Below are 22,420 nucleotides of genomic sequence, written 5' to 3'. Positions count from 1 at the left end.
TTACTGGTAATATTGAGCTTGATCTTGCCACAAGTCTTTATACTTTCCTTCTTGATTAACCAAGGTTTCATGAGTGCCTCTTTGTACAATTCTTCCTTGATCGAAGACCAGAATCTCATCACAAAAACGACAAGAAGATAAACGATGCGAAATATAGAAGGCCGTTTTATCTTTAACAATTTGTGAAAATTTTTGATAAATTTCAAATTCTGCTACAGGGTCCAATGCCGCTGTCGGCTCATCCAAAATAAAAACAGGGGCGTCTTTATAAATTGCGCGTGCCATGGCAATTTTTTGAGCTTGCCCGCCAGAAACATTGACTCCTTCTGGATCATATTCTGTTCCTAAATAAGTACCGATTCCTTGAGTTAAGGAGTCTACAAATGAATCGAGTCCTATTTCATCCAAAGCCTGTTTGACTTGTTGAGGGGCATAGTCAGGACGAACAGCAATGTTTTCTGCCATGGATAGTCCTAACAATCTGAAATCTTGGAAAACCACAGAAAACAATTGATAATATTCTTTTAAAGAGTATTTATCGGCATCAATTTTATTTAACATGACTTTTCCTTGCGCAGGTTCAAAAAGACGCATTAACACTTTAATAAACGTTGTTTTTCCCGAACCGTTCTCTCCCACAATAGCATAGTGTTTTCCCACTTCAAAGTTTTCAGTAATAGCGTGTATAGTCGGATGTTCTGACCCTGGGAAGGTAAAGGACAAATTTTTTACCGACAACTGGTAATCATTATCCAGTCTTTTTTCGATGGGGATAGATCCTTTAGCTTCTTCATCCGGTAAATCCATTAACTCGTAATATCGTTCCATTGGGTCTGTTTGCGCAAAGATATTTAAGAAAGACATCGCCTCAATTAAGGAAGTCATTAATTGATTAATACCCCCAATCATCTGTACGACTGATCCAACAGCTAAATCACCTACAATAACACGAACTCCAACTAAGAAATAAATCGACCCCGTAACAATTTGTGAACCCATATTATTGATTAAGCGAACTTTATTGAAGCCTCCATAATATACATCTGAAAACTTAGAAAATTCATCGACAAACTTTTGCGTGTGTCTTTTAATTTCGTCTTGTACATGATAAAGTCTCAGTTCTTTTCCTGCTTCCACCTCACTCAAATTAACAAATAAATAATTGAATGTATTATTAACTTTAATGAGCCAGCCGGATAATTTATCCATTCCTTGCATCACTTTTTGAGACCAGATTGTTTGTAATAGGATTACAATAATGATCAGAATGATCAGCATGAGATTTAAACTATAAGGATGTAGCCAATTGAGAGGGTAAGTTTTATTTAGTTGCCATAAAGGCGCTAATAAAATGAATGAAAATACTATTTTTACCAATGCTTCCACTAATTGATAGGAATAATAATAAATCGATTTGAAACTAGATTCGTTTTGTAATTGATCACGATTTATTTGGTGAATTTTTTCTTTAATAGTCGCTTCATCCGCATAATGGAAATTCATGACCAATAATTTTTCGTTTGGTAAAGCAGTAATTTTACGAAGAACTGCTTGATGCTTTTTCTCCGCAATCGGCTTCAGCCAGTGGACTAAACTATTCAAAACTAAAAAGAAAATAAGGTATTGAATGATTAGCTGATAGACGTAATCAAAATGCTTTTCTGTTAATTGTGTCAATATTTTAGACATATAGATAAAGTTTAAAAAAGTGATAGAACTGACAAAAATACTGATTAAAAATTGATAGACAATCCCTTGTTTGCCATATGACCACACATCTTTAAGGGTTCTAGTGAATAGTTCACGCTTTGTCATTAAATCAGTCCTCCCTGTTCAATCATTTCCTCCGATTTTCTTTCTTCGTCAAGATGCTCTCGGTAATAATATGCTTGGGTTGCAAACATTTGATAATAGGCACCTTCTTTTTTCATTAAATCCACATGACTTCCTTCTTCTACTACTTGCCCCTTACCTAGGTAGATAATACGGTCACAAAATTGAGTTGAAGCTAGGCGGTGAGAAATAAATAAAGCAATTTTGTCTTTAGAAAATTTTAAATAATTTTGATAGACTTCACTCTCACTAATAGGATCTAGGGCAGCGGTCGGTTCATCTAACACTAGGACAGGAGCATTCTTATACAAGGCTTGTGCTAATTTAAGTTTTTGCAATTGACCGCCAGAAAGGTGAACACCCTGATTGTCTACTTCCCGTACAATAGAAGTTTGATCTCCTTGGGGAAGCTGATCGATTACTTTTTTAAGCCCACTTTGGTCTAACACATGCTTGTAGCGCTTTAAATCAAAAGCATATCCTTGAAGAATGGTATCTTTAACCGTAAAAGTAAAGAGATAATTATCTTGAAAAACAGGAGCAAATAGACGGTAATAATCTTCAATTTTAAATTCTCTCGTATTAATTCCGTTAATTAATATCTCACCTTGATCTGGCTTTAATAACCCTAACAGTAGTTTAATGAGGGTAGTTTTTCCTGCGCCATTTTCACCGACGATAGCCAACTTTTCATTTTTCTTAATTCTTAAATTAAATTGATTAATTGTTGGTTTATCCGCGTTGGGATAAGTGTAGGTAACATTTCGAAATTCAATGGTTTCAATTTTTTGAGGGATTGCTTCTTTGTTTTGATGGTTAAATACTGGCTTTTGATTGAAATATCGATAGAGTGAAATAAGTTTTTCATTCTGCAAAAAGAAATTTGCACTTGTATTAATGAAGGTTGTTATATTGGACGCCATCATAGTCACCATGGTTGCATAAATCAAAAAGTTTTGTGGTTCCATTTGATTTGCTCTAATTTCTACGACACTTTGTTGGTATGCAACTCCCATCATAATGACTAACATAAGTACAACAAAGAATCCTTCAATCCTTTTCCATTGATTTTCAGGGCGCACAATCGTTTCATACTCTAACCAAAGTTGATCAAAAATATCTTTAAACCAAGTGCTCATGGAATAAAGACGGACATCCTTAGCCACACGCTGATCCCCCATGGTGTAATTCAAGTAATTAAATTTTGTACTGTTGATGGCGTGTAGTGGCCGATTTTTCTGCAATAATTTATTTTGAAAATGCTTAATGACTAATAGTCCTCCAACCATGAGAATCAATAATAAAATAAATATAACTGATAGTTGACTTAAAACATTTGCATAGATTAAAACCGAGAGTAAGGCAATCATCACTTCAGCAAAATTAGAAAGAATACCGATTAGCGCTTCCTCCTTATTCCCTAAAGCGTTTGAGGCGTTATCATAGAGACTGGCAGCGTCTGATCCAATGAGTAAAGGATAATCCAGATTAATTCTTTGGATAAGAACATCATTGATAACATTTATTCTAAAAATATCATTATGTTTTTCTAAGGTGGTCATCAAAACTGTCTTCAAACTTTCCAAGAATATTAGTCCGACAATTAAGATGAATACTTGCTTTGAAAACAATAAGAGACTAGTCTCTTTCATCAATAAAGAAATCAAGTGGACAGACACAAACAGTTGATAAAGTGGCGTAAAAATTTTCAAAACAATATCCAAAAAATAGTAAAAGAAAAACCTCTTATCAAATTGCCACAAACGGTTAACTAAAAATTTTAAAGTATTGATGCGGTCTTCCAATGCAATCACCTCTCCTTTTCTTGACTTCATTATAAAAGTAAAAAACACTTTCTAAACAGAAAGTGCATCAATGGTTTATATTTTGACACGAGCGGTTAATTTTTTAAAGGTAAGGTCACTTCCGTAGCAAAAACGCCTTCTTCCCACTGTCTGTTAACGATCACTTGATTCTTATTCACCGCTTCATCTATTCGTTTCAGTCCATATCCTTGACGATTAGCCCCTTTTAAAGAGAGGAAGCCTTGTCTTGGCTTTTGATCCATAGAGTTTTGCAGACTAATATAAAAGGTGTTTTTTAAGGGAGCTATATACAGGCGGATAAAAGCCGCCTTTTGGTTATTAGAATTAGCAGTCGCTTCTAAGGCGTTATTTAATAAATTCCCTAAGATGACAGCCAAATCCGTCGAATTAACACTTAGTTTGCTAGGGGCTATGGCACTAGCATGCACTTCCACCCCTCTCGACTGAGCACGACTTAACTTGGTATTCACTAAGGCGTCTATCAAAGTATTTCCTGTTCGTATGATCGTATCCACTTGGTTCATTTCATTGGTTAATTCTTGAAGATAGGTATCTAAGGAACGATAATCTTGACCATTTAAATAAGCCTGCACCACTTGAAGATGGTTGCGATAATCATGGCGAATGCCTCGCATTTGACGATACACTGATTCAACTTCTAAGGCATAATTATCCAGTTCTTTTTGTTGCAATTGATGGAACTTTAATTCACGTCTCAACAGGTAAATGTAGTAAAAAATTACTAGTAATGCGATTAGCAATCCCACCGCTAATCCTTTAATCATAAAAAGCACTTCCTTTATAATGATTAATAAACGCTTTTTGAATCGTTTTTGCGGATCGTCGTGAAAGAGGACTCTGTCACCAGAAGAGAGGAGAACTTCTTCTTTCCCTATACTTTCAACATGATTCAAATTAATTAAATACGACCGGTGAGGGGCTACAAAATGTTGGTCTAAATCCTCTTTAAAATGAGCTAAGGGCCCTGAAATAAAAATCTCTTGACTAGCTAAGACTAAACGTAACTGACGTTTATTAACTTCTACCAGAATCAGATCATCCAATTCGAAGGCATGCTTTTTTCCCAAAAGATCTTCAACTACCACAAACTTTTCTGATTTAGGTTGTAATTGAAGAAATTTTGTAAGAACACGTTCAACAGCTGACTGATTGATAGGTTTCAAAAGGAAATCTAAAGCGTCGACTTGATAACCTTCGACTGCATATTCAGCATAGGCAGTGGCAAAAATAATTTTTAAATAAGGTGCCTTTTCTCTCAATTGGTGCGCCAATTCCATCCCAGTCATTTCAGCCATTTCAATATCTAAAAAAGCAATTTGCCACTCATGATGATCTTCCAGATGAAATAAAAAAGCTTCGCCGGATTCATAACAAGCAATAATGGGTTTTATTTGAAGCTTTTGACAAGCTGTTTCAAGCATATGCGCCATGTTTTTTCTTTGAATGGCTTCATCATCCGCTAAAACTATCTGAACTGTTCGCATTTTGCCACCTCCTATCAACACTTATCTTATTATAGCAAATTAGATTTAAAAAATTAGAAGTGATTAAAAATTTATAAAGGACCTTTAGTGCATATCACTCAATTTCAGCTGCTATTTATGGTTTACTAAAGATAGACAAAACGCTATTCGATAGAAAGGAAACTTATGTTAAAAGACTTACCAAGACTCTACCAAATTATTTATTACCTCAGTTCCATGTCCTTGTCGATTATTCTCTTTACTTTGAAAATTCTTTACAGTAATTTCGACCACTACAATCTCAATCATTTCCATATCCTCATCATTGTTTTTGCTGTCCTTCTGGTGCTGGGACTTTTAAGCAGATGGCTTTATTCAAAATTAAAAAAACAGTATGCCTCCAAAGCCTATGCAAGCCAAGATCATTATCATAAAGAAGATTTCACTAAAGAAAATATTACAGATATCAATGGTCAGCCGGTCTCTTTTCTGATTTCTAATGTGACGACTGTTTACATCATTCAGTCATTTACTTGGCCGTCTGTATTAGCCTATTTATTTATCCATTTAATCTTATTCTCAATGATGGTTAAAGGCGAAAGCTTGCAACCAAATCCCTTCTTTCTCTTATACGGCTTAAATATTTACAAAACTAAAAATAATGATTTTCTCTATGACTTTAACGAGACCTTCCAACATAATGAGATCATGAAGTTGTCAGACAATCCGGATTGTCGCTCCTATTTAGTGGGATCGATTGATTTAAATGCTAAAGAGAAATAAACTGACTTATTATTTAAAAAAACGATTCAACCCTTATTTTGGCTGAATCGTTTTTTATTAATTTAGGAAATTTGTGTATTTCCAAATATTTCGTAATTGAATCAAAATAGTGATTGTCGCTGATTATTATTCAGATTCAATTACATTTAACAATAAAAATACTAATCTTCTTCTCCTTTAAACAAGCCTTTTACTTTATCCCAAGCAGAAGGCTGTGGCTCTTCTTGAATCGTTTCCTCTTTATCATCCTCTTCTATCTCAATCGCTGAAGTTTTTAAGACAAATTGTACGGACTTAATTTTACCATTTCTACTTGAGGCAAATGAAAGCGGCTGACTTGCATCACCAGTCATCTCTGATATAGTGTCATCAATCTCTTGTTCAATTGTTTGATCAAGATTTTCTGTTTCATTCTTAAATTCATCTGAACCATCTTTTAGTTTCTGGGTGCCATCATATAGATCTTTTGTCGCCTTGTTAAACTTTTGCATATTCTCATTTAATGTCGCACTTCCTAGTTGTAAATCCATAACACCTTGAGACAATTTCCTAGCTCCGTTGAGCACTTCTTGTTGTCCAGCAGCTAGTTGACCCACTGCTTGAGTATATTCTTTAATACCTTGGTCAAATTGATTGTATTGATCAACCAATTGATCAATATTCTCAGTTAAGTCTGGTAGTTGAGCCGTCAACTCTTCAGAAGCACTTAACATTTCTTCGATAGCTGAATGAAACTGATCATAAGAATCATTTAAATCCTGGCTACCCGCTTGAACTTGAGAAGAAGCATCAGAAAGTTGATTGAGGTAGGTTGCAGTTGCCTCTATCACCGCATTATTCCCCATAAAAACTTTATCTAAACCAGAGTTAAGCGTCTGATTAGCTAATTGATCCACTTGACCCGCCAATTCTTCTCTATTTTCAAGATCTGATGCCCTAATTTGAGCAGAAAGATTGGCTAAGGAATTAGTGAGGCTTTCTAAAGCGTTAATTCCATTAGTATTTCCAGCTTGGATTTGGTTAAGAGCTAGACCATTTTGACTTAAAACAGCTTGGTAGGCTTCATAGCTTATACTTTGATTCAATTCACCTAAGGAATTGTTTAATTGATTGATACCACTTTGGATTTCTTTTGATGCTTGTAATAAACGATCCATCTCCTCAGCCTTTTCTGATAAAGTTAAGAGTTGTTCGCTCGATTTATTGATTAGGGTCTTAAATTGATTAGACCCTTGTATTAGGGCTTCTGAGTGATTGTTTAATTCCCATAAGCCATTGTTCAGCTGCTCGATACCACTTTGCAGTGAATTTAAGCCTCCACTGATTTTAACCGCTCCATTTTCTAAGCGTTTAGATCCATCGGCTAATTGATCGGAGCCATCTTTTAATTGTCCAGCCCCATTATTTAGATCGCCTGCCCCTTCATTAATATCTTTAACACCTGTTTGCAGCTCTTCAATTTTATCTAGCAATTGATCATTGTCGACATCAAAGCCTAAATTAATATTGATGCCATTAATTTCTACAGCTGGCATCTCAAAATCTTTTACCTTGGCTTTAATGGAAAGGTCTGCGCCTTTTTTAGGTAAAATCGTATAAGTCAGTTGCTTATTTTTACCTACATTGGCAATAGTGGCTTGCTCTGCTTGGATATCTGAAACTTTTTCCGTATCTAAAAGCAATGTCGCTTGAAGACCATAGTTGTTATAGAAAAAGGGATCTATCTGTTTGTTCTCACTGATAGATAGTTTTATTTCTAGGTCACCTGATAGTCCCGCTATTTCTTTGGCACTATACTCTTGGCCATCTATAAAGTATTTCAAGGAAATATTCCAAGGAAGTTCTTGATTAATTAATTCACCTTCATAGTAAAGCTTTTCCTTGCCTTTAGAAAATTCAACTTTTCCTTCTTTTAAACTTAATTTATCTTCTGAGGTCATGTTCCGCACATTACAATAGTCACCATAGTCAGTCACTTTACCTGCTTGATCAAAGATATTAACAATATAGGCTTGGTTAACACTGCCGTCTTGGTTTAAAATCCCATAGACAACTTCCTCCTTGGCTGTATTCACCTCCTTAGCCAAAGTCACCGAAATGTTAGAAAAAAGAAAACTGACAATAATGAAAGTACTTATCATTTTTTGAATACTTTTATCTTTCATAATTAATACTCCTCCTTAGCAAATTTTAACCCCAAGCTAAACTTTTCAATCGGTTTATCGAATAAATAAAGTAGTCCTGGTAAAACAAAAAAGACAATCAAAATTGAGAAAATCGATCCCTTGGCTAAGAGTGAGCCTAATTGCATTAAGATACCGTGAGTAGTTATATAGCCAAGCAGCGAGCCGACTAAGACAATAGCTGAACCGGAGGTCATGATTGAAACAGTCACATTAGAGACCGTCTCAACAATGGCTTCTTTCCTTTGTAAGCTCTCACGATTTTCTAAATAGCGGCGAGCCATTAAAATAGCATAGTCGACAGTTGCTCCTAATTGGATGGCCCCTACAATTAAGTAAGAGAAATAAAAGAGTACTTGGTTGTTAAAATAAGGAATGGACAAGTTAATCCAAACAGCCGTTTCAATTGAAAGCACTAAAATAAGTGGGATAATGATTGATTTAAAACTGATAGCTAAAACGATAAAGACCGCTGCCGTTGATAATAAGTTAACGCTTAGATTATCATCCGTAATGGTATCCATTAAGTCGTAAGTACTGGCGCTTTCCCCCGCTAAATAGGCTTGATTTGGGTAGTATTCGTCAGCGATTTGACGAATGTTTCCAACCAGTTTAAAAGAAGTATCTCCTTCATATTCAGAATCAACCGTTACAATCATCCGGCTATAGTTTTTGGATTCTAAGAGACTGAGGGTTTCTTCATCTAAATATTCCATCGGAATTTCAGCTCCAACCCTATCGACATAGGAAATGACATCTTTCACCTCAGGAATTTCCTTCAGTTGTGTACTCAATTGTATTTCATGAGTTTGATTGCCTTTAGGCACCAGTAAAACCATGCGGTTGGATTGACCAAAACTCTCCTTAATCTGTTGACTATCTTGGCCTAATTTAGTCTCTGGTCCAAAGATATGTTCTGCTCCGTAGTAGTAGTCATTTTCTTTTTGTGCTAAAAAAGAAGGAACAACTAAAATAGAAAAAACAGCCACCAATGGCAGCATGACTTTGGTAACAAATTTACCTAATCTTCTAAAGCTTGGTAAGAGTGGTTTGTGTTTGGTTTTTTCCAATAGACGGTAGGTTTTTAATACTAAGATCGGTAACAAGATAAAGACGGTTAATAAACTAATGATTATTCCCTTAGCTAGGGCTATCCCTAAATCAGGACCAATTTTAAATTGCATCAGGGTCAAAGCAGCAAAGCTAATCCCCGTAGTTAAACCGCTGGAGGCAATCGAACCGCGTGATTGAATGAAGGCTTTGACCATGGCCTCATTGGCTTCCATGCCAAGCTTACGATTTTCTTCAAAACGATGGAGTAAAAAGACCGAATAATCGAGCGATACCGCTAGTAGCAAAATGTTACCTGCACCACTGGTTACAAAGGAAATGGTCCCAAATAGTAGATTGGATCCAGCATTCAAAAGAATCGATTCTCCAATCGTGAAAAGTAAAATAACAGGTTCAAACCAATGATTGGTGGTGATTATTAAAATGATTAAAACGACTGGAATCGTCACTTTAACAATTTTACCGATTTCTTCAACCGTCGATTCAGCTGCAACCGCTGTGTTAACGGCAGTCCCTTCCAAATACCCCTTATCCCCAACTAGGTTACGCAAACGATCTACCGCTTCTATTCGTTGGCTTTCATCAATCGTTATTGAATAAAGGGCATTTTGATTCTTATAATAACTTTCAACCAGCTCTTGATCATATTGCGCTAGTGGTTCGGTAATATTTATGCTGTCATCTAACCATAAAACCTCATCCACACCCTCGATTTGACTAATCTTATCCTTAAATTCAAGGGCTTGAGGAATCGTTAAATCCTCTAACATTAAACGTGCATTAGGGACCCGCCCTTCAAATTCTTCCTCCATAACTGATAAAGCTTGGGTAGAGGGACTTTTCGAAGGAAGGTAATCATTCATATCGTAGTTCACTTTTACTCTAGGCAGACTGAAAAGACTTATAACAGATGCAAACAAAAAAAGTAGCAAGACAAGTCTGTCATGCTGTAAGATCTTTCTAAATACTTTTTCCATACTTCCTCCTTAAATAAAAATATTGTCGTCAAACGGGACTGTTAAACGACTACTTTTAGTAGTATATTAGAGTTATAAAAATCGGACAATGTCCAATATTAGGATAGTTGACCTATAATTGGACATTTCAATAAATTTGACCATCAATTTAAATTTAAATATCCAAGGAGGTTTCTATGGAAAAAGAACGCATTACCACTAAAATGACTAAAAGAGCACTCGCTACTTCACTAAAAAAGCTAATGAACAAAAAAGCTCTAGATAAAATATCCATCCGTGAAATTGTCGAAGACTGTGGAGTCAACCGCAAAACCTTTTATTACCACTTTACCAATATCTATGATTTACTTAATTGGATGTTCGAAGAAGAGGCCATTGAGCCGGTTCGAAAATACGACTATTTAACCGAGTACGATGAAGTCGTGCGCTTTGCTATGAATTATGTGGAAGAAAATGAACATGTGGTGAGTTCTGCCATCAATGCCTTAGGCAGAGACGAGTTGAAAAAATTTTTCTATAATAACTTCATTGAAAACATGCGTAAAATCGTCGATGATCTATCAAAAGAAATGGTTATTCCTGAAGATTATAAGGATTTCTTAATTGACTTTTACACTGATTCCTTTGCTTCCTTATTAACGAATTGGACACACAACAAGGATAAAAAAGATAAGGAAAAATATATTGAATACATCTCCATTACGCTCTTTGAAGGCATCCGACCCGACCTTGAACGGACGCATAAACATTTTGCTAAAAAGTAAATATAAAAAGCCCCTGAAGTTAGATAGAGTTGACTTCAGGGGTTTATTTTCTAATAAAGGTATCCTTCTTAACACTAGAGTTGTTTTCCTAACATTAATACTTATCTGCTTCATTGTCAGTGGATTTATATTTGTTGATGATTGATATATTTGATAATATTTTATTATCTTAAGTTTTACTTAAATGGGCAACCCAAACAAATAATGCATAGGAGTCAATCAGATGAAATTAATTATTGAGCACTTAAAAAAAGATTTTAAAGAAGTAAAAGTCTTAAAAGACGTGAACTTCGAATTTGAAGCGGGTAAAATTTATGGCCTTTTAGGGAAAAACGGAGCAGGTAAAACGACCCTTTTCAATATTATTTATGGAGAATTAGAAAAAAGTGGTGGGAAGTATTCCCTTGAAGAGAATGGCAAGCTTTCTGATATCAACTATGAGCAAGTCGGCATGCTATTCTCGGAAAATTTTTTACCCGATTTCTTAACTGGCTATGAGTATGTCAAATTCTTTAATGATTTAAACGGGCAAGGTCAAGCGCCCGATCATTACCTGGATTTAATGGCTTTTTCCCAAGAAGACAGACATCGGTTAATTAAAGACTATTCTCATGGGATGAAGTCGAAACTCTCTTTACTTTCAATTATCATTGGCAAACAAAAAATAATTCTTTTAGATGAACCGCTGACTTCCATCGATGTTGTCATGGCGGCCGAGATAAAGAAAATATTAAAAGAATTAAAAAAAGACCATATTTTGATTCTGTCGACACATATTCTTGAACTTGCTAAAGACTTATGTGATGAAATTGTCATCTTAAATGACGGAAGATGCATCCCCTTTGAACACTTAAAAAACGATGAAGATTTTGAATCCAAAATTGTCGAACTTTTAAGGGAGGACAAGAGCGGTGAATAAAATATTGACCTTTTTAATTCAATACCAACTGATTAGTTTTTACAATGGGACTATCTATAACTTGCGTAGAATCCCTCTGGTTGGAAAAATTTTTTCGAATAAGTTATATCACTCTAAATTCTTACTTAAATGGGGAACTCCCCTTTCTGTGTTCTTCCAAATGATAAAACCTATTTTAACAAATATAGTTTTTATCGCGATAGTCGGTTATGCGCTTCCTAGTTATGTCGAATCAGAAGAGTTTAGGTTTTTGAAATATGGGCCCTTTTATCTATCGGTTGTGATGCTAATGATGGCAGTAGCAAGTGAAGTTTATAGCGCCTTTGAGAACGCTGAAGATAAATATATGTATATCAAAATTTTTAGAGTGAATCCTCGAACTTACTCTTTAGCCAATGATCTTTTGAAATTTGGCCCTAAAATTCTTGGATTTAGTATAGGCATGGTTATCTTTTCTTCTGTTTTCAAGATTTCTTTAGTTGAAGCTTTTTCATTTGTTGTTTTTTCGATTGGGTTGAGATTATTTATCAGAAGCATCTTCCTCTACTTGTGTCGAAACAATTATACGCTTGGTAAAAAAATTGCTAATATCCTTGTTTTTTTCACTTTTGTAATAGGATTACTTTTGGCAATAGTTGGTACTTTTATCAATTTAGGAGTTAACTATGCCTTCTTTTTCTCAGTCAATTTTTTAGCCCCTGGTCTTTTAATGCTCGTTTTAACCATTATTTTCACTTTGAAAACTACTTATCTGGAGCAATTTGTTTTGAAGTCTTTAAGTATCAGCGATTTGCTTGAGTCTCAACAATTCATTGATGAGCTAGATAGCCAGTCCGCCAAAGTGGAAGATAAAGATATCCGAATAGGAAAGACTGATTATTCCAATGATCAAGGAATTATCTATATTAATAAGATTTTTTATGACCGAATTGGTTCAGTCTTTAAAAAGAAAATCCTGATTCGATTAGCCTTCATTGGCATCACTCTTGTTATTCTTAATGTCCTAAAGTATTTTGTTCCCATCTCTCCTGCCGATGTCAAAGGGCTCTCACAATTTATTCCCTTAGTATTATTATTAATTGCTAGAAAAATGTATTTAGGTGAATTTTTTACTAAAACGACCTTTTACTATATGGATCGTAAACTGTTAAGGTTTCATTTTTATCGAGCCAAAAACAATATAACCACTTCTGTTATTTTTAGAATTAAGAAGTTGCTTAAGTACAATAGCCTACCCTTTATTGTCGCTCTGATTGGCTTATTATTGACCTACTATCATTGGGAGCTATTCGATAGTCAAAGTGTTTTAGTGATGGTTATCAGTTTAATCAGTGGCTATGTCTTTATGACTTTTCATTTTTTGTTTGCTTATTATATGTTTCAACCCTTTACCAATCAAATGAAGGTGAAAAACCCTATCTATAGTGGGGTTCTCAACTTTGTACTCTATGCTTTGTATTTTAGTATGGTTAGATTATCTTCTTATACTCAAGAACTAGTATTCGGCTTTTTCATATTTGTAGTCTTGTATGTTGTTTTAGGTATAATTGTCGTGTATTTATTTGGACCTAAACGTTTTAGACTAAGGTAAAATCGAAGTTTTACATAAATTAAAAGACGCCTTCTATACTCTCCCATGATTGAAAGTTGGGTTGATTTAGAAGGCGTCTTTTAATTTATGATATTTGTTATAAATTCAGTAATCTATACTTTTACAGAACTCAAAAAACCAGATCTATTGAATATATATAATCGTCTTCTGACTAAGCAGTTCAATTCTGCAAAGCTTTTCTTAATTAGCCGATTAAATATTCATAAAACAGTTTCAAAGATTTCTATAAACAAACATTCTCTAATGCGAACTAGAAATTATCTGCTTTTTTCTCATTGGAACTCTTCGCAGAAATGATTGCAACAAATACTAATAGTATAATTATCCAAAAATTTGGATGCATGTCATTACCTCCATAAATTATAACTTCATTTTTCACTAAGTTTTACTTTTCAAAAATTCTTCTTAAATCCCATGCAGTGTTCTACCTAATATATTCAATATTATAGTAAACTATTTAACTTTCATTAAACGGGCTAAAGTCTCATTTAGTATTATTTTGATGAAATTATTATTTTAATATAATGGATATTCTAAAGATCACTTTTCTATTACAGTCATACTATTAGGCCGAAAATTTAAAACAAAAATGCGGATTTTCATATACAAACTATCTTGGATAATCTTTAAGGTTTTAAAATTTTTTTACTTAATTCAGCTCCATATAAATCATATAAAACTAAAGTAAGAGTTAATCTTCTAGGCTTACAAGTAGTATATCAACTTTAATAGTTATTAAATGCTATAATTGTAGTATTTAGAGGTCTCATAGTCAAATAAAGTAATACAGCCCGATTTAACTTTTCCATTAAAAAAATTACTTGTTTTAAAATCATACCCACTGAAGCTATCTCCTTCAATTTTTAAAGTTATATGGGTAGAGTCTCCATAATGATACAAACTGTATTCTGTAAAAGAAGCTCTAGAATTTCCTGAAACATAGCATTGTTTGTCGTAGTCATATACGTTGATTCTATTGGCACCAACTTCTCCACTTATATTTTTATAAGAATTCTTAGAGTAATCAAAAACAGAGCTAGAATTTTTTCTTGAAATTCTTCTTCCCACTATATAAGCAATTGCTGATCTAGTATATTCTTCCATACTTTCCCCACCTTTTATTAAATTCCTTTGAATTATTTTTTATTTAGTATTAACTGTAAAGTGAACTATACTATAACATCTTGAAAGTTAAAGTATCTATTTACATCCTTTTTAAGAGTTGCCTATATTTAAATAAGTTAAACTCGAGTCCCTTTAATTAATATATAAATTTTATATTTATAATAATTTTACTAGCTCTATTTTTCTTAAAAGTCCATTATCAAAGATCCTGTTGATGTTTTCACTTGAAATTGACATCCAGATTGTTCAAACGCTCTCTTCCAAATATTTTTATTAACAATCCATCTCTGTAAATACGGTTGATTTTCTCTGCATCTATTTCCTATATCTGTTCTAAATCCATAAAAGCATTCTAATCTTCCTACTATTTGATTATTTGAATTAACAATTTCCAATCCATCCGGACCAAATTTTATTTCCCAACCTAATGCTAAAAGTATAGATTTACTAAATCCGCACATAATATTACTTTGTTTAAAACTCTCTATTCCGTTATGATGCATTGTTACATTTATACTTATATATTCAGTATAATCTTCTCTCTTCTTAAGAAATAAGCGTGCATTTCTTTCAAATACTTGGAGCGCATGTTGCTCATTCATTTCTGGGACATCTAAATAACTCAAAGTATATCCAAAGAGTTGCTGATTATCTGAATAGTCTGCAATCGTACCTGCTAGTACGATTTCATCAGAATTAATTCCTGTATTAAATAATACATCTATACTGGAATTTTTTTCTTTTTCAGATAATGAAATTATGTCCTTTGGATTGTTGAATATTTTCCCATCATTCCATTTCCATCTATAAGGAGACAATAGCATTGTAAGTGGTTCAGAAGCAGAAAGAAGAAATCTCGCCAACTCGGCCTCTATACCATTCCACCTTCCATAGTACCAATCCTTGTATAAGACACGTAAAAAAGCTAAATTTACTTTATCGCATACAACTTTAGTCCCTCTGGTTCTTAATCTGAAAAGTGGGATTAAAGTGGGATAACCCGCTATTTTCTCCGAATAGTCAGCTGTACGTCTTTCGACATCCATTAAATCAATACATAGTCGCTCTTCTATTAGAGACTTTTGCTCCAATACACACTCATTTCCATTAATATAAGGACCATTTCTAAGTGTGTGTATTAATGTTTGTTCCCCATTTAAAGGGATTGAAGAAAAGTAGTCTTTCTTTTCTACACAATAATCTAATGAATATTCAGGATTAATATTTTCGCAAAGTAATTTTGCATAAATTGCGGCATTAAAATCATCATCTTTCGAATGAAGAACTAAAAATTCATAAATCATTTCTCGGTATTCAGGACATAGTTCATATATGAACTCATATACCATTAGAATCCATTCTTTTGCACGATAATGTAAAGTATTCCAGTATTTCTCTATTATAGAAATATAACTAATATTTACTCGCAAGAAAGCCGCTATTCCTCCAACAGATACTCTCGCTCTATCAGCATCATCAGATTTAACTATTAGCAATAGGATTTTCATCAAGTTACCGAACATATCTTCTGTTTCAAAATTAACGTACTGAGAATAATCATATACCTCTTCCAAGTCAGGTTCTTTAATGTGATTTGACGCCGTAATCCAACATCTGAACATCTTAATTAATTGTTCTAAGCATTCAATATTATAATCCTCTGCCTTATTCTTAAGGCCCCATCCAATAACAACAGGTAAAACTTGAGTTGGATAAAATCTATCATTATCTATTGCTGTACCAATATATTGTCTTATATAATCGTCGATATCACTATCATTAGCAACCTCAAACATAAATTCAAGTATACTATTATGATTAATTCCATAATTGATTTTACTCAACTCAGTAGAAAATATTTGCCTCTTTAGAGATTCATTCAATCTACTCCCAGAATGAAGTTTTTTTAACGCTTTTGCTACTTCATATTTTTGATGAGAATCTTTACTGTTAGTTAAATATGATGTCAATATTTCATTTGCATTATCCAAATCTTTAGAATTTTTTTCTTTACCGCACCACTTGTCAGAAATAATATCCTTCATAGGATTTGTAGACAAATCAATATAGGCAGGACCAAGTTTTAACATTTCTTTTTTAATATTACTAAGTCCATTCTTTCCTGCACAGGTTTCAATTGATCTTTGTAGCTGAGAAATCGCATAATGATCGTCCTCGTTTCGCCAATCGAGTAGCCCTATTCCTATCGCCCAAATTGTAAGGAGTTGTTTTTCATCACACTCACTCTCTTTGAGGTATCCAACCAACATGTCGATTATATATGATGGGCAAGCAAGGCACTGATTTAATAATGCTCTATTCTTCAGAATACTTTTAATCCGAATAGATCCTTCACTCCCCCAATCAGAATAGATTCTACTGTTTAGTTTGTATTCAAACCTATTATCTCCAAGAACTTCAACTTTATCGGAAATATCTTTAACAACCTCGGCATACTTGGAAATATACTTAGGAAATCTATCAATAATATTGTTATACCAGTTTAATAAATAATCCACACAGTATTCCTTATGTGAAGCAAATCCGATAACAGACCATTTAACCCTTTCCACAGCACTTCGAAGATAAAGTTCATTATTTTGATCATATTTTTCTTTCATTTCTATGAATTTTTTTATTATACTGTTCCTATCTCCAATATATTCTGACCATACTTTCCCATTATCATCTAGCCATTCATCAATCCATAGTTGCATTCTTTCAGGATTATGTCTGTAATATAACATTCCAGGATCTAATAATTGATTCACAGGATTATACTCAAAGACTTTTTCAAAAGAATTTCTAATAGCGTCTTGAAATTGGGTATTTTCGTCTTCTGAAAGAATTGCATATGCCTTTAAAATATATCCTCGGAGATCAAAGGTTTTGAAATCTATTTCACTTGGATTCCAACTCTTGCAATACAAATTAACCACTATACTCATAAGGTCATTCACCGATTCATTTATTTCTGTTTTCTTGCTTTTAGATTTAAGCCATTTTCCCAAATAAGTAACAGCATTGAAATACAGCAAAAAGTATTCTGTCTTCTTATACTTATGTTCGCCAATATATTTATCAGTGATTTCCTGAGCAATCGTTAATCTGCTTTTATTTTGTATATACGATGCTACAATTGCATAAATACTATAATAGTTCATTAAGTTTTCATTACTCTTTTCAGGCATATTTACTGATTCAATCTCATTCCAAATTATATCAGATTGCTCATCATCCCAATCAGCATCTCCTGTTATAATTTTTAAGAAAGCTAGTACCATTTTACCTGTTGAATTAGTTGGTCTTCTTTTCTGAATTGAATTTCTAACTATTTTGAGGTCCTCATAACGATTTTTCTCAAATAAAATCTTAACTCCATTTATAAGCGGATCTATTAGCAAAACATCCAAGGAATCTAGAGCCTTTTCAAGCTTTTCTGCACGGAGTTTTTCAATTATTTCTCCTTCTATATTTTCAACTACATCATTCAAAAACCTATCTCTCTCAAGATTTGAAATATTTTTAAAAAGTCCAAAGTATTCTGAATTAACGCAAGATCTACTTAGCAGCTTCGCTATACTTCTGCCTTCCCATGGATTATAATCCTCATTTTCATCATTCATAATTTTTTGAAAATCAGATAAATTGGTATCATCAAACCAATTCAAAAATAGAGTTTTTCCTCGGACTTCTTCACCATTTTCAAATAAATCATTAATCAATTGAAGCACTTCTGATAAAATTTTGAAACTCCACTTATCGACCGGCGTAATATAGCACTCATATGGATGAACACTGATAACTTTTATGCTTTTACGAAAAGATAAATCTTCAATCTCATCAGAACTTTTTTGTATTTGTTCTATGGTTAAATATCCTAGGCTTAAGCTTAGAAATTTATGCCAATCAATACACTCTTCATTAATTACATATTTCATTAATTCTCCTGTAATATGAGATAATTCTCCCAATTCGATCCCATTAACATATCCATTTAATACGTATTCAGGAGTATATACTGTTGAAAATTCATATACCCTATCTGCTGATACCAAAAACCTGATAACATCTCTGTAAAAACCAATAGTCTTTTCTTCTTGGGAAAGATAATAATCTGCAAGTCCAGAATATACCTCTCTTACGTGATCTTGATCTCTACCAATAATTCCTGACAAATAAACACGAATATCATTGTGTAAGATAGTATATGTACCATTTCTCTCTATCAAAAGCGGACTTAATGCTTTGAGAATGTTATTCCATGAAGAACAACTAATTCCTTCATCCTTAAAAATCAATTTGAGTTTGGCTGCGGTAATAGGTTCATTAAAAAAAGCAAATACACCAGCTATTTTATAATCAACAAATGGGATTTGCATTTTCTTTTTTGTATCCTCCCATATTGTTCGATAATACTCTTGAATGTTACCACTTAGTTTCCTAGACTCAAGTCTTTCCTCAAATGACGTAGGATTAGAACAATTCAAAGATTCGTGCACAGCAAAAATAGCAGACAACGTATTACCACCTGCATACCTGCAAATTATATCAGATACAATTAATTTATTAGATGCACTAAAATTATTACATCTTTCATTTACAAGTTCTTCAATATCTCCTGGTTGAATATCTGGAACCACATATTCTTTAATATTATGAGAATCTGTATACAACCAGTCAGGATAATTTCTATAATCTTCCTTTGGTTGTCCTGCAATAATAATCTTAACATTATCTGGAATATATTCTGGATTAGGCAATGTTGATAAAAATGTTTCCTCTATTACACCCGCTCTAGCAGCATGGTCTAATCCATCTACCGCAATTACGAAAATACGCTTTCTATCCTTTGCATATTCAGAAGCAATTCTAAAAAACTCTTTCTTCTTTTCTTTCAACTTTAAAAAACTATTTGAAACAGGCACTTTATATTTATATAAGTTACCTATAAGCAATTCTCTTAATTGATTTAATAGAGTGTCCCAAAATACCTCCTTTTTTACTCTTTCTGATACATCAGAAGGTAAGTATTCTTTAGAGGGATCAATGGGTTCATACGCGTAATAACGGATGTCAATTATACTATCCTTTTTACTGCAAAGTTTACTGATAACATTTGTTTTTCCTGTTCCTGGAACACCTGATAAATAAATTACTTTTTCGTCACCATCTAATATATTTTCCTCAATATTATTTACTAGTTCATTTCTACTGTCGAAAAAAGGATTTACTGGTATCAAATCATGATTATATTTAACAACTTCTTCTTTTATAGATAGCGCAGAGTATAGTTTCTCTATCGTTATTTTTGAGCTACCTCGATTCGATGTAGTCCACTCTCTTAGAGCATGATCAAGTTTTCCAAGTAAAATATCTGAAATTTCCTCAGAAACTAAAAAATATGATTGAAGTTTATTTTTTATTGAATTTCCTAACTCTTCAAGACTTTCCTGTTTTGTTTCTATATGGAGGTTATTCAAAAAAGTCAGTTTATCCTCATCATTTTCAATATCTTTCAGTTGATTACACCATTCTTCCCAAGCTTCTCTATTATTAGGGAAAACTAAATCTGAAAAATTCTCTGCTTTGATTAGCTTTTCTTTTAATTCTTTCAAAAAAATATTCAAAGGCGGTCTTTTAATACTTCTTCCTTTCCCAGACAATGATGCCCTATTTCCTACTGTTCTATTTGTGAAGATATACACTTCAGAATCAGCATACCTGTCTTTTTCCGAATTCCATGATCGCGCAAGGTCTTCCAGCAATGAACATTGAGATTTAGTCTCTTTTTTAGATCTATCAACAGAAACAAGATCCCCAAATGTTATTGTATTATCAACTCTTGTATGTTTTACTTGAATGAATCTAGTTTTACCATTATCATATGTAACCACTACATCATCTAAACCTAATTGAACATCTGCCTGTAATTCAACATACTGAATATGACTATCTGGATTAAGCATTTCTACAATATACTTCTGACCCACAGACCATTCATACCAATAAGGATCAGCCATTCCTGGTTTTGTTTTCGCTGAATATTTCATAATTTTCACCACTACTTAATTATTAATTTCATAAATTTTTCCTTATTCAATTGCTATATCTTGCAAGTGTCTTAATTGTGAATACATTGCACTTAACTCACTACGATCTTACTTACATGTCGCGTTAATACACTCTTTATATTATCTTTTTCCCTACAAAAATTTAAATATTCTTTCTGCATTCTTCTTTTCACACCTATTTTTCTGCAAATTAAGGTGATATTTGGCTAGGTAATTCTATTAAAAGTTCAATCACTTTTTATGTTTTATGAAACGATACTTTTATTATCTGTTTGGTCAATTACTTCCTTTTAAAAAAAATCGTAAATCTAGTATAATTACTTTCAGAAATTTCTTTCCCATATTTTGTTAAAAACATTGAGCCGTGGTCATTATGCTCAATAAGCCCTAATTTAGAAATATTCTCATCATCGTTGTCTTTCTAGGCATAATATTCCGACATAGTTTAGTCCTTCCACATAAGGAGTTCAGCATTGAAAAGTATTTCAATTCTGTCTTAAGACTTTAAAGCCTATAATTCCGTATTTGCCTGATCTTTATGAATTAAACCATTTACAATTATCTCGTTAACACAATTAAAAATTAAACAACTATCTTTATCATATTCGTCTTACTGTCATACTAATAATAGTAATAATTTATGCTTACAGTATATTCTTTATTTTCTCGAATTCATTCCTTAAATTAAAATCATTAAAACAGACTTATCTACTAAATGGTAATTTTAAAAATTATCTTTTAAACTAATTATATAATTAAAAATCATGATTTTAAACTACATACTGACTTATATTTCCTTTCAGCTGAATAAAAAATCTTTTCATACAAAAACACCCCTGTTGAATTCACTTTAAATGAATTCAACAGGGGTGTTTTTAAGTTTTGTACTCTTATTTTGTTTCAATTCAATACCGATCTCATTTTATTCGTAAGATTACCTTTTATCCTCTACTTATCCGTTCGACAACCGTTTACGGATATAGGAAGAAGAAAATTCGACCACTAAAATGAGCACAACCAGTCCCAATAGAATGGATCCTACTTGTGACCAGCGGTTAGAGGACATGGCAAATTTAAGCGGTGCACCAATTCCTCCACCTCCTACCAAACCTAAAATAGAAGCATCCCTTAAGTTCATATCGAAACGGAAAATAATCGTCGATAATAAACTGGACCATAACTGTGGAATAATCCCGCAACGGATCTTCTCGAAAGTATTGCAGCCCGCTGCATCTAGCGCTTCCAAGATAGATTTGTCCATATCATCAATGGCTTCACTAAATAACTTGGTTAACATACCGATGGAAGTAACGGAGATCGTCATAACACCCGCAAAAGGTCCTGGACCCGTTACTCGAATAAACATTAAGCCATAAACAAAGGCTGGGATGGTACGAATAGCCATTACCAAAACACGCGTAATCACCACTACAGGTACAGGCACCACCTTACTTGATGCTAGAAAGGAAAGCGGAAAGGAGAAGACTGCTCCCACCAGTGTCCCTAAAAAGGCGATCGCCATGGTCTCCAATAATAAATAAGGAACCGACTGTTGGGTCAGATTGAAAAGTAGTTCTCTATCCGGATTCACAATTCCTTTGATGATACTTAAAGCAAAAGTGATTCCCCGTTTAGCAAGCCCCACCTCATTAACGGTTGAGGCAGACCAGATGACTAGTCCAGCGACTAAGATCGTCCAAGCCAATGCTTGCCAGCGATTGGTAGCTTTGGTTTCATACATTTGATTGATTTTATCTATCATGACGACC

The 22,420-nt window shown here is 33.5% G+C and carries 12 protein-coding genes; 4 read left to right on the top strand and 8 right to left on the bottom strand.

From position 1 onward, the window contains the following. The 3 genes from NW240_RS07440 to NW240_RS07430 form a co-directional block, all read right to left on the bottom strand. Positions 1-1,815 (bottom strand): ABC transporter ATP-binding protein, encoded by a 1,815-nt coding sequence (locus tag NW240_RS07440; RefSeq protein WP_258436902.1) that lies wholly within the window; start codon positions 1,813-1,815, stop codon positions 1-3. Further along, a complete protein-coding gene (locus NW240_RS07435; protein ID WP_258436901.1) occupies positions 1,815-3,668 on the bottom strand; it encodes an ABC transporter ATP-binding protein in 1,854 nt (617 codons plus the stop codon). Before NW240_RS07435 ends, NW240_RS07440 begins: the two co-directional genes overlap by 1 nt. Positions 3,669-3,733: 65 nt before the next feature. Further along, the gene (locus NW240_RS07430; RefSeq protein ID WP_258436900.1) at positions 3,734-5,164 is read right to left on the bottom strand and encodes a response regulator; all 1,431 of its coding nucleotides are present in this window, start codon (positions 5,162-5,164) and stop codon (positions 3,734-3,736) included. 165 nt (positions 5,165-5,329) lie between these two features. On the opposite strand from NW240_RS07430, the gene NW240_RS07425 reads away from it, so the two are divergent. Next, positions 5,330-5,926, top strand: a complete 597-nt coding sequence (locus NW240_RS07425) for a hypothetical protein (RefSeq protein ID WP_258436899.1) — start codon at positions 5,330-5,332, stop codon at positions 5,924-5,926. Positions 5,927-6,087: 161 nt separating this feature from the next. Here NW240_RS07425 and NW240_RS07420 read toward each other — a convergent pair whose 3' ends face one another. Both NW240_RS07420 and NW240_RS07415 read right to left on the bottom strand, forming a co-directional pair. Further along, on the bottom strand, positions 6,088-8,091 hold the full coding sequence (locus NW240_RS07420) for a hypothetical protein (protein WP_258436897.1): 2,004 nt from the start codon (positions 8,089-8,091) through the stop codon (positions 6,088-6,090). Positions 8,092-8,093: 2 nt separating this feature from the next. Beyond that, positions 8,094-10,157: an RND family transporter gene (locus NW240_RS07415; protein WP_258436896.1), complete on the bottom strand. Its 2,064-nt coding sequence runs from the start codon at positions 10,155-10,157 to the stop codon at positions 8,094-8,096. Positions 10,158-10,333: 176 nt separating this feature from the next. Here NW240_RS07415 and NW240_RS07410 point away from each other — a divergent pair, with 176 nt between their 5' ends. From NW240_RS07410 to NW240_RS07400, 3 genes are all read left to right on the top strand, one after another. Next, a complete protein-coding gene (locus NW240_RS07410) occupies positions 10,334-10,921 on the top strand; it encodes a TetR/AcrR family transcriptional regulator (protein WP_258436895.1) in 588 nt (195 codons plus the stop codon). 223 nt (positions 10,922-11,144) lie between these two features. After that, positions 11,145-11,840, top strand: a complete 696-nt coding sequence (locus NW240_RS07405) for an ABC transporter ATP-binding protein (protein ID WP_258436894.1) — start codon at positions 11,145-11,147, stop codon at positions 11,838-11,840. Positions 11,841-12,000: 160 nt separating this feature from the next. Continuing rightward, positions 12,001-13,431 (top strand): hypothetical protein, encoded by a 1,431-nt coding sequence (locus NW240_RS07400; protein WP_258436893.1) that lies wholly within the window; start codon positions 12,001-12,003, stop codon positions 13,429-13,431. 756 nt (positions 13,432-14,187) lie between these two features. Here the strand turns inward: NW240_RS07400 and NW240_RS07395 are convergent. The 3 genes from NW240_RS07395 to phnE form a co-directional block, all read right to left on the bottom strand. Continuing rightward, positions 14,188-14,556, bottom strand: a complete 369-nt coding sequence (locus NW240_RS07395) for a hypothetical protein (RefSeq protein ID WP_258436892.1) — start codon at positions 14,554-14,556, stop codon at positions 14,188-14,190. 206 nt (positions 14,557-14,762) lie between these two features. After that, a complete protein-coding gene (locus NW240_RS07390) occupies positions 14,763-20,630 on the bottom strand; it encodes a hypothetical protein (RefSeq protein WP_258436891.1) in 5,868 nt (1,955 codons plus the stop codon). A 973-nt stretch (positions 20,631-21,603) separates the two neighbouring features. Further along, positions 21,604-22,413 (bottom strand): phosphonate ABC transporter, permease protein PhnE, encoded by an 810-nt coding sequence (phnE, locus tag NW240_RS07385; protein WP_258436890.1) that lies wholly within the window; start codon positions 22,411-22,413, stop codon positions 21,604-21,606. Between the last annotated feature and the right edge of the window lie 7 nt (positions 22,414-22,420).

The organism is Facklamia sp. 7083-14-GEN3, from assembly GCF_024742075.1.
Lineage (GTDB): Bacteria > Bacillota > Bacilli > Lactobacillales > Aerococcaceae > Facklamia.
This window is presented reverse-complemented; position numbering and strand designations above follow the sequence as displayed.

What these genes read in the sequence shown, in the direction of transcription:
- NW240_RS07400 (WP_258436893.1), top strand. Translation starts at nt 12,001, where the DNA reads ATGATAAAACCTATTTTAACAAATATAGTTTTTATCGCGATAGTCGGT.
- NW240_RS07405 (WP_258436894.1), top strand. Translation starts at nt 11,145, where the DNA reads ATGAAATTAATTATTGAGCACTTAAAAAAAGATTTTAAAGAAGTAAAA.
- NW240_RS07440 (WP_258436902.1), bottom strand. Translation starts at nt 1,815, where the DNA reads ATGACAAAGCGTGAACTATTCACTAGAACCCTTAAAGATGTGTGGTCA.
- NW240_RS07415 (WP_258436896.1), bottom strand. Translation starts at nt 10,157, where the DNA reads ATGGAAAAAGTATTTAGAAAGATCTTACAGCATGACAGACTTGTCTTG.
- NW240_RS07395 (WP_258436892.1), bottom strand. Translation starts at nt 14,556, where the DNA reads ATGGAAGAATATACTAGATCAGCAATTGCTTATATAGTGGGAAGAAGA.
- NW240_RS07390 (WP_258436891.1), bottom strand. Translation starts at nt 20,630, where the DNA reads ATGAAATATTCAGCGAAAACAAAACCAGGAATGGCTGATCCTTATTGG.
- NW240_RS07420 (WP_258436897.1), bottom strand. Translation starts at nt 8,091, where the DNA reads ATGAAAGATAAAAGTATTCAAAAAATGATAAGTACTTTCATTATTGTC.
- phnE (WP_258436890.1), bottom strand. Translation starts at nt 22,413, where the DNA reads ATGATAGATAAAATCAATCAAATGTATGAAACCAAAGCTACCAATCGC.
- NW240_RS07425 (WP_258436899.1), top strand. Translation starts at nt 5,330, where the DNA reads ATGTTAAAAGACTTACCAAGACTCTACCAAATTATTTATTACCTCAGT.
- NW240_RS07430 (WP_258436900.1), bottom strand. Translation starts at nt 5,164, where the DNA reads ATGCGAACAGTTCAGATAGTTTTAGCGGATGATGAAGCCATTCAAAGA.
- NW240_RS07435 (WP_258436901.1), bottom strand. Translation starts at nt 3,668, where the DNA reads ATGAAGTCAAGAAAAGGAGAGGTGATTGCATTGGAAGACCGCATCAAT.
- NW240_RS07410 (WP_258436895.1), top strand. Translation starts at nt 10,334, where the DNA reads ATGGAAAAAGAACGCATTACCACTAAAATGACTAAAAGAGCACTCGCT.